Here is a 12,448-nt window from a genome sequence, read left to right as displayed (position 1 = left end):
CTTTTTCCCTCTTCCTTCTTCCATCCGTTACATCCGTTACCGAATCCGTTGCCGAACTTCCCTCTTCCTTCTTCTCGACATCCGTTACATCCCTTACATCCGTTACCGAATCCGTTGCCGAACTTCCTTCGTTAAAGATATCGATCGAGAATAGCAGCAGTTTCCAGGCCTGTTTTTTCCCAGCTAAATTGTTTTGCTCTGGCCAAACCGAGCTCCCGCAAGTGCGATCGAACTTTGGCATCGACTGCAAGCTCTTGCATAGCCGAGGCAATTTCCTCGACGCTGTAGGGGTTGACTAAGAAGGCTGCACCCCCTGCCACTTCTGGCATTGAAGACAGGTTAGAGGTGATGACAGGAGTGCCGCAGGCCATTGCTTCCAGCACGGGGAGCCCGAATCCTTCCCAAAGACTGGGGAAAACCAGCGCGATCGCTTGGTTGATGACTTTGGGCAAGTCGGCCGCGGGAATGTAGTCTAAGAATTTTACTCGATCGACCAATCCCAATTCTTGAACCTGCGCCTTCAACAGCGGCGTATAGCGTTTGTCTTCCGAACCTGCTATCCACAATTCGTACTCGGAATTATGATGCAAAGCAGCAAAGGCTGCTACAACTCGCTGCACGTTTTTATAGGGATTGTGGCGGCCGATATAAAGAAAATAATTGCTTGTTGGTAAGTCTAAAAAACGGAAAAAACTGGTGTCGTATCCTGGGAAAATTGGCGTAATTAAATTAGTAGGAATCTTGCAAAAATTAGCGATATCTTTGGCAGTGGATTCAGAGTCGCAGATGACGTGTTGAGCCTGCAGCAGCACTTGGGGAATGTAGTAGCGGTGGTAAGGTGTCAGAGGATCGAAGCGGCGGGGAAATCGCAGCGCTATCAAGTCATGTACTGTAATTATATAGCGGCAACCTGCAAATAGAGGAGCTTCGGGAATTGGGGAAAATAACAGGTTAGATTTTAGCTGTTTGTAAATTTTTGGGACTTGGGTTTGTGTCCACACCAATCGGTTGATGTGCCCTTTTGTTCCTTGTTCGGGTGTTAGATTTGCGGGGATTTGGTAGCAGTTGCTATTGGGGAATTTTTCTGCTGTTAGTAATGTTGGGTTGAGGGATTTTAGGTGAGGAAATAGGTTTTTGGCGTAGATGGCTAAGCCGGTTGGTTTGGAAATTAGGAAGGAAAGGTTGATTAGTAAGTTAGATTGGAGATTGGGCATGGGATAATATGTAGATTGCGGTTTTTTGGTAGGATTTTTTTTTTATTAACCGCAGAGGGCGCAGAGGACGCAGAGAGGAGAAAGGAAGAGAGGGAAGATTTAAAGATATTGCTGTAAGATGTTGGCGGTTGCTGTTCCGGTTTTGTGCCAGCTAAATTGAGATGATCTGGCTAAACTAGCAGTTTTTAAGTTCGATCGCACTTTTGAATCTGTGGCTACTGTTTGCATGGCTTCGGCTATTTCTCCGACGCTGTAAGGATTGACTAATAATCCGGCATCTCCGGCTACTTCTGGCATCGATGACAGGTTGGAAGTGATGACTGGTGTGCCGCAAGCCATTGCTTCTAAAATTGGTAAGCCGAATCCTTCCCAAAGTGTAGGGAAAACTAGGGCGATCGCCTGATTCATTAGTACGGGCAATTGAGGATAGGTAACGTAACCGAGAAACTTTACGAAAGATTGTAAACCCAATTCTTCCACTTGTGCTATTAACTGTGGTGTGTAGGCATTGCGAGGCCCTGCTAGCCACAATTCGTAATTTGCGCGATCGGGCAAACTCGCAAATGCAGCAATTAATCTTTCCAAGTTTTTGTAAGGATCGTGTCTGCCGGTATAAAGAAAATAATTTTTGGCGGGCAAGTCGAGATATCTAAAATTAATATTATCGCAAGCTAGGGGAATTGCGGTCATTTTCTGAGGCGGAATGTGGAAAAAGTTAGCAACATCTGCCGCCGTTGCTTGAGAATCGCAAATAATGTGTTCTGCTTGCCGCAAAACCTGCGGTATGTAGTAGCGAAAATAAGCTGTTAATCGAGAAAACCGTTGAGGAAAGCGCAAAGGAATTAAATCGTGAACTGTGACGATGTAGCGGCAGCCGGAATACAAAGGTGCTTCGGGAATAGGGGAAAATATCAGGCTTGACTGCAATTTTTTGTAAATTTTGGGCAAGTTGAATTGAGTCCACAGCAGCCTGTTAATTTGTCCTTTCGGCCCTCTATCCGGAGTCAGAGTTTCTGGGATTTGATAGCAAGTATAATGGTCAATTTGCTGGGAAGCAAGTAATGTGGGTTCTAGCTGTTGCAGTTGCGGGAAAAGATTAGCTGCATAAGTTCCGATTCCAGTTGGTTCAGGACTTAAGAAGGATAAATTGATTAAAAGTGGGTTAGACACGCTTGAATTAGCCTTTAAGTTCGATCGAGCATTTGAGCTATATCGGCAGGATTTGGCAGCCGAATTGTAGCATACTCTTGGTGAATGATCTCAAAAAAACTCTTGACTTTTTCCTCAAAACGTGCAAGTCTAAAGTTCTGACTGCGCTGCTGTGCACCAGCTTGAAGTTCTGCTAACAAATCGGGATTAACAATTAGTTGATGTGAATGCTGGCAAAGTTCCTCAACGGTATTGAACAAAAAGCCCGATCGCCCATGTTCGACAATTTCCGGTTGGCCCCCGCCGTTGAAAACAATCGGAGCACAACTGTTTTGCATTGCTTCCACAGTCGCCATCCCGAAATGTTCAAATCTTTGAGGATTAACTTCACCCAAACCGCAGCCGTGCCAAAATATGCTCGCTCTAGCATAAAGCGATTTTACCTCATCAAAGTCAGCATTGACTTTTAGCTCGATCGCCCTTGAATCTTGCTTCAGTAAATTCTGAACAGTCTTTAAATAAGGATTGCGGGGAATACTGCTTCCCACTAAAACTAGCCGCCATCCTTCAAATTCTTTGGGATAATCCGCTAGCAAACTGCGGAAAGCTTTAATTAGTTCAATTTGCTTTTTTGTTCCCCCAGCTTCCAACTGTCCCACAGCCAAAATTATTTTTTCTTTCGGAACTTTAAGTGTTGCCATTTCTACGGGCGGATAAAGCATAAAAGTTGGCTGTAGGTTCCAGCGTTTCTCCAACCACTTCACAGTAAATTGACTGTTGGCAATAATGAAAGTGTAATCATCGACAGCAAAGTGACGGTTGCGGAAGGTATTGGGAAAGTGGCAGAAAAATATTGAGATTGGCGAGAGTGGCTTGACTTTTTCCAGTTGGTTCGCGTTGATAAAAATATCGTAGTTTTTGCTTTCTCTGGCAATTTCATCAAAGGGATTTTCCATATCTTCCACGATGATACTGGAATCGATGCACTGCATTCCGCGTTTCTCGTAAAACGCCAAGGGCATAATTTTAATTTTGCATCCTGAAAGGTTGAGTCCGTACCACGATTCTAAGTCGGAAACAGCAACTGGTTTGTTGGCGATAAAAGTAATATCAAATTCATTTTGTAGCAGGGAGGCGAGGGTAGCGACGTATTTTTGACCGCCACCAATAAAATGCAGCCCGTGATCGTAAATGGCGATCGACATTTTGCGATCGCCCCGAACCACCTGCAATCGAGATAAAATGCGATCGATCTTCATCCGACTGTAAATCACCGCCAACTTTTCCGACAACTGTGGCAATACAGTTTCAATGATTTCTGGTTTCTGATAATCGAAAAGTTTTTTAATCGCTACAAATAAACTCTCGAACAGCAAATCGTACTGCTTGTTAGTAAAAAAATCCGAAGTATGAATTCCCTTGACTAATTGCAACGGTTCATGTTTTGCCAAATACAAAAACCGATTTCGGTTGCAGAAATACTCGGTAAGTTTGCTTCCTTTACTCGAACCCCGATACTCGTGATGGGCGATAGCTGCGGGAGTATAAAGCATTTTCCAACCGCGTTTGTGGCAGCGTTTGGCAAACTCTACATCTTCAAAATACATCACAAAATCTTCATCTATCGGCCCCACATCTTCGAGACATTGCCTGCGAAAAAGCACCGCCGCCCAACAAAGCCCTTCGACTTCCTTTTCTGTATCGTACTGTCCCGAATCTTTTTCGCCAAAACCGACATCTCGCCAATAAAAATTAGGTAATTGCTGAATGCCAGCGCTGTTAATCCGCCCGTCTTTAAACAGCAATTTGCCGCTAGTGGCACCTACTTCTTTATTAGTTTCTAGCCGTTTTACAAGAATCTCTAACCAGTGACTGTCAAGGGTAGCATCGTTATTTAGAAAGGCGATATATTGCCCTTTTGCTTCGCTGATGCCGAGGTTGAGGGCTTTAGCAAAGTTGTTGGCGGAGTTGACAAAAATCCGAACTTTGGGAAATAGTTCGCGCAGGGAATTAACGGAATCGTCTTGAGAGCAATTATCAATTACAATTAAATCTAGTTGCGATTCGGGATACGCAAGTTTTTGTAGAGATTTTAAGCAATCTTTTGTGTGGCGCAGACCGTTATAGTTGACTATAATTAACGAGCATATTGGCAGTGTGGTCATCTTTGATGCTTTATTGTTGTCGATCGAGCAATTCAGCGGTAATCTTCTCTAAAATAGCAGTATGTTGCTGCTGCACTGCTTTAATTTGCTTTATTTCAGACTGAAAAGCTGCGATCGCTCTTTGTTGAGTCTCAAGCTGTGCTGTAACTTCGGGAGATGCGCTGCTGAATTCGGATTGAATTTTTTTCTCTAGAGTTTGTTGATTTTCTTGCAATTTTTGCAATTGAATGCTCAATGTTTGAACGACGCGGGTATTTGCAAAATTGTAAATTACTTGTCGTTCTAGTACGGGTCTGAGCAATTTGCGGACTATTTTTCTAACTGCAATTACTGCGGAACCCAGCCGTCTTTGGTAAGAGGTGATGGGGATGTTATAAATGTCGAAACCGGTCTTTAAAAGGGCGATGTCTTCGTCATCTTCATCTCGGGCGATCGCACTATTTTCTGTTCCCAACAGCGGTGACTCAGCAATACCAATCCGCGGCTCCAAAGTTTGCCGCAATCTATCTATTATCTTTTGAGTTGGTATTTCTTCGTACTGCAAACTTTCCTCTCCTTTAGATAACTTACTATGACTTATTATGGAACAAGCATCTTTGCTGTTTCACTCATTGTAACTAATGGTGAACAGCCATCTTTGCTGTGTGAATAATTGTAAGTAATTGCGAACAGGCAAGATGCCTGTTCAAGGGCGGGCAGGATGCCCACCCCACAAGAAAATTCATCTCTTGTTAAATCAGGATTATTGCTTCCGATATTGGCAATATCTCAATTTAAGCTAACTCAATTTGACTGTCATCACCAATCAGAAACCGTAGAGCTTTTGGACGAGCCGGCGCAATGGTTAGTTGAGCTCGCTGCCCGATCACGCTGTCAACAATTCGTTGGTGAATGCCAAGTATTTTCGCCCCTTGCAATATTACACTGTGTTCGATATCAGCATCAATCATCGTCACGCGATCGGCAATACTGCTGTAAGGCCCGATAAAGCAATTTTCAATGCGGCAATTTTCCCCAATTACCACTGGTCCGCGAATTGTAGAATTAATGACCTCCGTTCCTTCCCCTATTTGCACTCGCCCGATAATTTGACTTTTGGCGTCTACTTTTAATTCAGTTGAAGCTACGATACGGCTATCTAAAATGATTTGGTTTGCACTCAGCAAATCGTCTTTTTTCCCGGTATCCAGCCACCAACCCTCTAAATTGCAGGCTTCTACGTGTTTTTCCTGATTGATGAGCTGTTGAATGGCATCGGTAATTTCGAGTTCGCCGCGGGCCGAGGGTTGAATTTGATCGATCGCCTCGTGAATAGTAGGAGCAAAAAAGTAAATTCCCACCAGTGCTAAATTCGATGGCGGGACTTGTGGTTTTTCTACTAACTCCAAAACTCTTCCTTTCTCATCAACTTTTGCCACACCGAAAGCAGAGGGATTGGGAACTGGACGCAGCAAAATCAGAGCGTCTAGTTTTTGCTTGTTAAAAATCTCTAAAAACGGATCTAGCTGATTTTCAATTAAGTTATCTCCCAAATACATAATAAACGGAGAATCGCCCAAAAACGGTCTGGCAATTTTCACCGCGTGAGCGAGTCCCGCCGGCTTTTCTTGCAAGATATAAGTAATTTTTGCACCGAAGCGAGATCCATCTCCTGTTTTCGTCTTCACCTCTTCTCCGGTTTCAGGACTAATAATAATCCCAATATCCGTAATCCCAGCCGCCACAATTCCTTCAATTCCGTACCACAGTATCGGCTTATTTGCTACAGGAACCAACTGCTTAGCACCCGTATAGGTGAGGGGACGCAAGCGTGTTCCTTTACCGCCAGAGAGAATTAGTGCTTTCATGGGGTGAACTCTAAGTTATCCTTTAGGGTTTGCGGTGCTGGCTTGAGTTGCCTGCACTTGTTCGCTCTTGTTGATTTTAAAGCACTGCTACCCCGCTGGCAATAGTTGTCGTGTCTTATGATACAAATGATTTATGCTGATCGAGCTTTTATAGTCCTGGACGCATAAAGTGTCAGAAACCAAGTTTTTTGCCGAAGAAAGCACCTAAAAGCTGAGGTTTTTTGTCAATAAACGCGGTTCCTCAAGGTTGCGAGTGCGCCAGTTCAGATTTAATTGCGTACCGTTTTAATAGCGACCGTATCGGGCGATAAATTGACTACCACTATTGTTTTGATTTGTCAACCAAGCCCACATCTGATCCCCCAGAGAAAAATGCCACCATTCGTTAGGATGTTGCTGAAAACCCCCAGCTATCATCGCATTTTTTAAGATTTGCCTGTGACGGTGATATTGCTGTTCTGGTGCGTGATTTTTCTTACCAAAATAATCCGGATAAGAACGTTCTGATATTTCATCAATCGGAGAACCCATATTAATTTGCCGATTATTTTCATCCACTAAAGTTATATCTAAAGCTGCACCTGTACTGTGAGGGGGAGGCGTCGCGCGATCGAGGCTCGGTACTGCCCAAAATTGATATACGTGTTCTATAATTACTTGGCGTTTGTCTTCCGAAACCGGAAATTCGCAGCCTTGAGCTAAAGCAATTTGATTAAAAGTATAATCCACCATAAATTCTTGGACTTCCACCGGCCGATAAGCGTCAAATATCAGAATTTTCCAATTAGGGTAATTTTGTTGTAGCTGGGTTTGAGCAGCGATTAAACTATCTACAACTCCTTGCCGCAAATAGTAAGGTGAATCTGCTTTGCTGTTGTGATAGGGAGCACCCAACTTTTGATAAGGGTGCGGCGTTTCAAAGACAAAATGTTCTTGTGGAATGGGGACTAAAGGTTCGCCGCATTCGTCGATGGCTATTTGCTGGTATGGTTTCATAATTAGATAGATTGCCTTACTTCATTACACTGCATTCTCGGGAGGGATGTGGCGAGTCTGCTTTAATTTTTTCAATAACCGGTGCAACATAAAATATATGGCGACACCGCTGACGGTGAAGCTTAATTTATACATAACTGAGGAGTGATTGGCGATGTTATTGGCATTAATCAGAAACGTATATCCCGACACATAACCGTCCCAAAGGCGTACTTTCCCGGTAGAATCGTTTGGATAGGGATTGTAAGTCCCCACAAGAGAAATTGCTATCGACATACAGGCAATAACTACAAAAAACTTTTTCAGCAACAGCGAGCTTCTAACATGGTTTATAACGTGGCTTAAGGGCAAGCACAATATAAACATAGGAGCGACAAACCACCTGACGCCGTAGGAATACCCGCCATACCCAACTGTGCGGAAGGTATAGATTAGCATGAAAGCTACAGACGCCACAATACCGTACAGGTAGGGAGTTTTATACAGCAATCTTCCTTGTTTCAAAACTGCCATAACACCAATAACGGAGAAGCCCAGAAGGGGAGTATGCGAGAACAATCCTCGATTGCCTAAAAACAAAGTAAAAGCATATTTCAGCGTCCCTAAAAAGCTCTTCTGTGTCGCCAGTCCTGACAGGTTTTCCTTGCTAAAAAGAGAGCCCGGGTACTCCCACAGCGTGGCATTCATTGCGGGCGGGACTATACTTCCAGAAAGATATATATTTAAGCCGAAATAAGTGACTAATAAAGGAATACATGATAAAATAAATACAGAAGCAGCCTTGAGTGATTTGGTTGTAAAAAAAACTAGATAAAAAGGAATAAATAAAAAGCACGTGATGTCAATATTCCCCGCCATGGATACCAAAATGCCGCAAAGGATAACATTTCGTATGTCGCTAATTTCAAACTTTAATAAGTAATATAAACTGACTATCAGACATACGGCAGCGAGGCTATGATTGTTAAAAGTAAGTGAATAAGGCAAAATCAAAGTTCCCGTTCCAGCCAAAAATGTTGTTAAATTCGCCCACCCTCCCTCTATCTCAAATATTTCAATCAAAATTTTATGAAAATAAACTAAACCTATACAAGATAGGATTCCCACAGTTGTCAAGGTCACGGCATAATAAGTTAATTCCAAATTATTCGACAAATCAATACCGCAGAGGTTTCTTAATAAAAAATAAATCGCCGCTCCCATAAGTGCTGGCAGTGGCGGTTTATCCGAATAGAAGTGGTTGTTGTAAAAATACTTATCGATCGTAAATAATTTGGAGTCTCCCAATTGAGTGTTATCCAGCGTAAAAGTTTGATATTCCACCAAAGATTTAATAGTGGCTATTCTCGAAGCATCAGCAACAGATTGGATATCGGCTTTCGTCAGCAGAGCCAGCAAAAGAAAATACATTAAAAAAACTCTGACATTCTTGTCGCGTTGGATCGGCTTTAATCGTTCTAAAAATTGCATCGCTTTTATAGGGTTGAATATATATAATAGTGACGCGACCCGCTGGTGGCAATTACAAAATGTCAAGATAGTTTACGTTTTTTAGGGCAGGCAAGATGCTTGCCCTATTCACAGTTGGGTTGGGGTCGAGCGACAGCGAAACCTCAACATCCTATTACTAACTTTGGCGGTAAGCAACTACTGCATAAAACGGGTCGCCGCTTCCTATTCGCAGCATTTGCATAAAACTCGGCAAGTTAGGCTTGCGAACAATTACTTCCGGCTTGCTAAATCCGGGTATATTCGCTCCTTTGACAGAATCAAAGTAACCCTTGACTAATTCTACCCGATCGCCCTCCGATCCTTCCCGCCAAGCCGCGATCGCCTTTTGATAAAACATCCGGTTGGAAAAACTCATAATTGCTACGCCCCCCGGCTTCAAAATCCGGTGAATCTCGGCAAAAATCGCATCTGGGTGCTGCAAATACTGTACCGAAACGCAGTTGACAACCGCGTCAAACTCTGCACCGGGCAGTGGCAATTTGGGATTGGCGTTCAAATTCTGCACGAAATAATGATTCAGTCTGCGATTCTTTGCCAACTCTTCTTCATTCATGCCGTGCCCTTCGACATGGGCAAATTGCATCTCCTCGGGCAAGTGAGAAACCCAACTGCTCATCATATCAAAAATCCGAGTATTCGGTTTCAGCCGTTCCCGATATAAATCGGTGAGTTGCTGAATGAATCCATCGTCTACGTGAGTCACATAGCGGGGAGCGGAATAGAACAAATTGTCGTCGGTGTCGTCTAACTTGGTGCGTTGGTCGGGTGGAAGCAACATAAATTCTGATTGCAAACTAGATTTACTCTTTCTAGTTTAAGAACAATAAGAATTGTTAACATATCCGGCAGAGGGCGGATTCCCGCTTTTAGCGTAGCACTCGATCGCCAAAAAGCCTGCTGGCACCCTTTGGGCTTGTGGCAAGAAGACGGTTTGCCGACTTCCAGCATTGGCGACAAACTGCAAGAGCTAGGCGGGACGCTGACAGGCGCGATCGATCGCATGGAAGAAACAGGCCTAGTCCGCCGGGAGAGAGACACTGGCGATCGCCGCATTTGGCGCATTTGGCTGACAGACTCTGGCCCGGAAGTGCAAGACGTATTGCCCCCGCTGGTAGCTGAAATCGGAGATCGAGCTGTCGAGGGCTTTTCAGAGGCCGATCGAGAACTCTTTTCCCAACTGATCGATCGGGCGATCGTCAATCTTTCCTAAATCGACAAATCGCTCTTTTAGTGAAGTGCAGCAGCATTTACCTCCAGTACATTACAAATAACCGTAAAATACTACGCACTTTTAAAAAAAGCAGTGCAACTGTCCTACACGAATATCACCGCGTCTGCCGGACAAATCGCCCGCAAATCCTTTAAATTCGGGCAGCGCGTGCAGCCGGGAACTCCGTTAATGGCGATCGTCAGTAACGATTTGTAGGTAATTGCTAACTTCAAATAAAGGCAACTGGCAAACATGAAACCCGGCAAAAAAGTAGAAATCAAATTAGATGCTTTTGGTGACCTTAAATTTGAGAGTCGTCTCGATAGTTTCTCCCCAGCTCATGGCGCTCAATCCTCCTTATTGCCTCCCCATAATGCTACGGGCAATTTCACCAAAGTTGTGCAGCGAATTCCGGTAAAAGTTGTGTTTGATGCCGAAAGTGTAAAAGGCTATGAATCGCGGATTGCACCGGGGATGTCTGCTAGGGTAAATGTTGAATTGAAATGAGGGAACGCACGACACTGATGTTGACACGGATACACGGATGAGTTGAGAAGTGGGTGATTTGATTTGTTTCGGTTCGCGGGCGACTAGCAGTAGAAATCCCCCACTTCTTGGAGAAGTTTGAGAAGTTTGAGAAGTTTGAGAAGTCGGGGATTGGATTTTTTTCGGTTAAGGGCGATCGCCCTTGCAAGATCATCTTAAAAAGTTAGGTATCTGCTAGTGAAAACGAAACCGAAATCTCGTTCATCAGCTAGTCAAACTTAAAGCGTGTTTGGAAACTTCAAGGGTAAAGAGTATTTACGTCCAGACAAATCAAAATAGTGCCAAAGTATTTCCCTTCTCGGATCTGGATGCAGATAACTACCCGTCTTCCTTTCCCTTGTTTCCGTAGAAACTGTTTTACGAGCCACAAGGCTAATGGCATACCACTGCCCATCCACCTTGAAAAGATTTAATTTACCTGCTGATGGTATTTCATACCAAGCTATTGCTGAAATAGGCCTTCCGTCTAGTATTACTGAAATGCTTCCCCCAGGATGACCTCCGGGTGACATGAGATTTTTGTGTAGCTCGCAATTAGTAAAGTCAAGGCTTAGTAAATAACATATTTTTTCAAAGGTTTCATGACTAAGAATATAATTTCTTTCAAATGGCATTTGCAGTAGGATAGCTTCTCCTGGATTTAACTCACCCCAAGCTATAGCTTTAACTGCCTTACTATATCCTTCACCACCGAATGTTTGTGCATAGACTGTTACTCCTGGAAAACCAGGGCTTCCATATCCACACTTGGCATTAGCGATTCGACTACCTTCTAAGTAGTAATGCATTAATCCTTTGATAGTCATTCTCTCTCGTGAGGATGACCTGTCAAATTCCAGCGTCAATGTTCCAAGATAATCGCCCTGCCGAGGAGTAGCTGAAGCTTGCATATTAACTATTGATACCAATTGAGCAGGCAGTGCATCTACATCTTGCTCAAAACGATTTTGAAGAGGAACTGGAATCGTAACCGTTTGTTGTTCTTGCCAGTTTTTATTAAGCGAGCTAAGAAAATCCTTTGGGAAAGACCAATAGAAATTGTAATTTTGACGATCAACTACAACTAAAAATGTTGGATTGGGCTGGATTAACCAATAATTAAGAGTCGTTACTGCAATAGGAACTCGAATTGAATCGCCTTTGAATTCAGACTCTTCTTTACCTTTGCATTGAACGTTAAATAACTTTCCAGTTGGGTACTCTCCTTGCATAAGCTCACAAATGAAATCAATCCCCATATCCCGATCTTGTTGAACAGGAATAACATTACAAAAATTAGTGAAAACTGAATTAAGAAGGTCAGCAGCACTTCCACCAATTCTCTGAGCGTCTGTACGTTTAGGTAAATTTATCATTACGGTAATGGAGCTTTTTTCACAATCTTAACTAAACCGCTATCTAAGGCGAAAGCAAATAGGAATACAAATACTTTAAGTAGAATATGGTTTTGTCTGTCTAACTTATAATTGTATCGCAGTTTCGGTATAATACTTATTATAATACAAGAATACCGCAACTTCACTTTTACTCTCATTACATCTCAACTGTGAAAAATATTATTGCCAATCAAACAACTCTATGGTAAACTAGAAGATTGTGAATATTAATCAAAAGTAAAGTAACAAGCCGGGAGAAATCAAAATGACACAGCAAACCCTGCACGGAACCAGCCGCAAAAGAAAAAGAACATCCGGTTTTCGCGCCAGAATGCGTACCGCAACCGGTCGATTGGTAATCAAAGCTCGCCGCAGCAAAGGTCGCCACCGCCTCGCAGTCTAGCACTGCATCCAGGTTGAGAGGCCTCAACGA

General features: G+C 43.3%; 13 protein-coding genes. 4 read left to right on the top strand and 9 right to left on the bottom strand.

Annotation, left to right across the window (positions count from 1 at the left end; genetic code table 11):
• Window positions 1-131: 131 nt before the first annotated feature.
• From QUB33_RS00700 to QUB33_RS00665, 8 genes are all read right to left on the bottom strand, one after another.
• Complete coding sequence (locus tag QUB33_RS00700) at window positions 132-1,214, bottom strand: glycosyltransferase family 1 protein (RefSeq protein ID WP_333345942.1); 1,083 nt, start codon at window positions 1,212-1,214, stop codon at window positions 132-134.
• 99 nt (window positions 1,215-1,313) lie between these two features.
• Complete coding sequence (locus tag QUB33_RS00695) at window positions 1,314-2,384, bottom strand: glycosyltransferase family 1 protein (protein ID WP_333345939.1); 1,071 nt, start codon at window positions 2,382-2,384, stop codon at window positions 1,314-1,316.
• 14 nt (window positions 2,385-2,398) lie between these two features.
• Window positions 2,399-4,528 (bottom strand): glycosyltransferase, encoded by a 2,130-nt coding sequence (locus QUB33_RS00690; RefSeq protein ID WP_333345935.1) that lies wholly within the window; start codon window positions 4,526-4,528, stop codon window positions 2,399-2,401.
• Window positions 4,529-4,538: 10 nt separating this feature from the next.
• Entirely contained in the window at window positions 4,539-5,072 is a 534-nt protein-coding gene (locus QUB33_RS00685; RefSeq protein WP_333345932.1) for a hypothetical protein, read from the bottom strand.
• A 229-nt stretch (window positions 5,073-5,301) separates the two neighbouring features.
• The gene (locus tag QUB33_RS00680; protein WP_333345929.1) at window positions 5,302-6,375 is read right to left on the bottom strand and encodes a glucose-1-phosphate thymidylyltransferase; all 1,074 of its coding nucleotides are present in this window, start codon (window positions 6,373-6,375) and stop codon (window positions 5,302-5,304) included.
• Between the two features lie 285 nt (window positions 6,376-6,660).
• On the bottom strand, window positions 6,661-7,371 hold the full coding sequence (locus tag QUB33_RS00675) for a M15 family metallopeptidase (protein WP_333345926.1): 711 nt from the start codon (window positions 7,369-7,371) through the stop codon (window positions 6,661-6,663).
• 24 nt (window positions 7,372-7,395) lie between these two features.
• The gene (locus QUB33_RS00670; protein WP_333345923.1) at window positions 7,396-8,841 is read right to left on the bottom strand and encodes a hypothetical protein; all 1,446 of its coding nucleotides are present in this window, start codon (window positions 8,839-8,841) and stop codon (window positions 7,396-7,398) included.
• Window positions 8,842-8,998: 157 nt separating this feature from the next.
• The gene (locus QUB33_RS00665; protein ID WP_333345920.1) at window positions 8,999-9,661 is read right to left on the bottom strand and encodes a class I SAM-dependent methyltransferase; all 663 of its coding nucleotides are present in this window, start codon (window positions 9,659-9,661) and stop codon (window positions 8,999-9,001) included.
• A 9-nt stretch (window positions 9,662-9,670) separates the two neighbouring features.
• Between QUB33_RS00665 and QUB33_RS00660 the strand changes: the two genes are divergently transcribed.
• The 3 genes from QUB33_RS00660 to QUB33_RS00650 all read left to right on the top strand — a co-directional run bounded on the left by QUB33_RS00660 (window position 9,671) and on the right by QUB33_RS00650 (window position 10,600).
• Window positions 9,671-10,093: a MarR family transcriptional regulator gene (locus tag QUB33_RS00660; RefSeq protein ID WP_333345917.1), complete on the top strand. Its 423-nt coding sequence runs from the start codon at window positions 9,671-9,673 to the stop codon at window positions 10,091-10,093.
• A 93-nt stretch (window positions 10,094-10,186) separates the two neighbouring features.
• Entirely contained in the window at window positions 10,187-10,309 is a 123-nt protein-coding gene (locus QUB33_RS00655) for a hypothetical protein (protein ID WP_333345914.1), read from the top strand.
• Window positions 10,310-10,345: 36 nt separating this feature from the next.
• A complete protein-coding gene (locus tag QUB33_RS00650) occupies window positions 10,346-10,600 on the top strand; it encodes an HlyD family secretion protein (RefSeq protein ID WP_333345912.1) in 255 nt (84 codons plus the stop codon).
• 257 nt (window positions 10,601-10,857) lie between these two features.
• On the opposite strand, the gene QUB33_RS00645 is transcribed toward QUB33_RS00650, so the two are convergent.
• Window positions 10,858-11,994, bottom strand: coding sequence for a DUF4365 domain-containing protein (locus QUB33_RS00645; RefSeq protein WP_333345909.1), 1,137 nt, complete (start codon window positions 11,992-11,994; stop codon window positions 10,858-10,860).
• Window positions 11,995-12,280: 286 nt separating this feature from the next.
• Between QUB33_RS00645 and rpmH the strand changes: the two genes are divergently transcribed.
• On the top strand, window positions 12,281-12,418 hold the full coding sequence (rpmH, locus tag QUB33_RS00640) for a 50S ribosomal protein L34 (RefSeq protein ID WP_006632320.1): 138 nt from the start codon (window positions 12,281-12,283) through the stop codon (window positions 12,416-12,418).
• Window positions 12,419-12,448 lie beyond the last annotated feature (30 nt).

The organism is Microcoleus sp. B3-A4 (genome assembly GCF_036705385.1).
GTDB lineage: Bacteria > Cyanobacteriota > Cyanobacteriia > Cyanobacteriales > Microcoleaceae > Microcoleus.
This window is presented reverse-complemented; position numbering and strand designations above follow the sequence as displayed.

Coding starts and splice junctions, on each gene's coding strand:
- QUB33_RS00700 (WP_333345942.1), bottom strand. CDS start 1,214: ATGCCCAATCTCCAATCTAACTTACTAATCAACCTTTCCTTCCTAATT.
- QUB33_RS00690 (WP_333345935.1), bottom strand. CDS start 4,528: ATGACCACACTGCCAATATGCTCGTTAATTATAGTCAACTATAACGGT.
- QUB33_RS00680 (WP_333345929.1), bottom strand. CDS start 6,375: ATGAAAGCACTAATTCTCTCTGGCGGTAAAGGAACACGCTTGCGTCCC.
- QUB33_RS00675 (WP_333345926.1), bottom strand. CDS start 7,371: ATGAAACCATACCAGCAAATAGCCATCGACGAATGCGGCGAACCTTTA.
- QUB33_RS00670 (WP_333345923.1), bottom strand. CDS start 8,841: ATGCAATTTTTAGAACGATTAAAGCCGATCCAACGCGACAAGAATGTC.
- QUB33_RS00665 (WP_333345920.1), bottom strand. CDS start 9,661: ATGTTGCTTCCACCCGACCAACGCACCAAGTTAGACGACACCGACGAC.
- QUB33_RS00650 (WP_333345912.1), top strand. CDS start 10,346: ATGAAACCCGGCAAAAAAGTAGAAATCAAATTAGATGCTTTTGGTGAC.
- QUB33_RS00645 (WP_333345909.1), bottom strand. CDS start 11,994: ATGATAAATTTACCTAAACGTACAGACGCTCAGAGAATTGGTGGAAGT.
- rpmH (WP_006632320.1), top strand. CDS start 12,281: ATGACACAGCAAACCCTGCACGGAACCAGCCGCAAAAGAAAAAGAACA.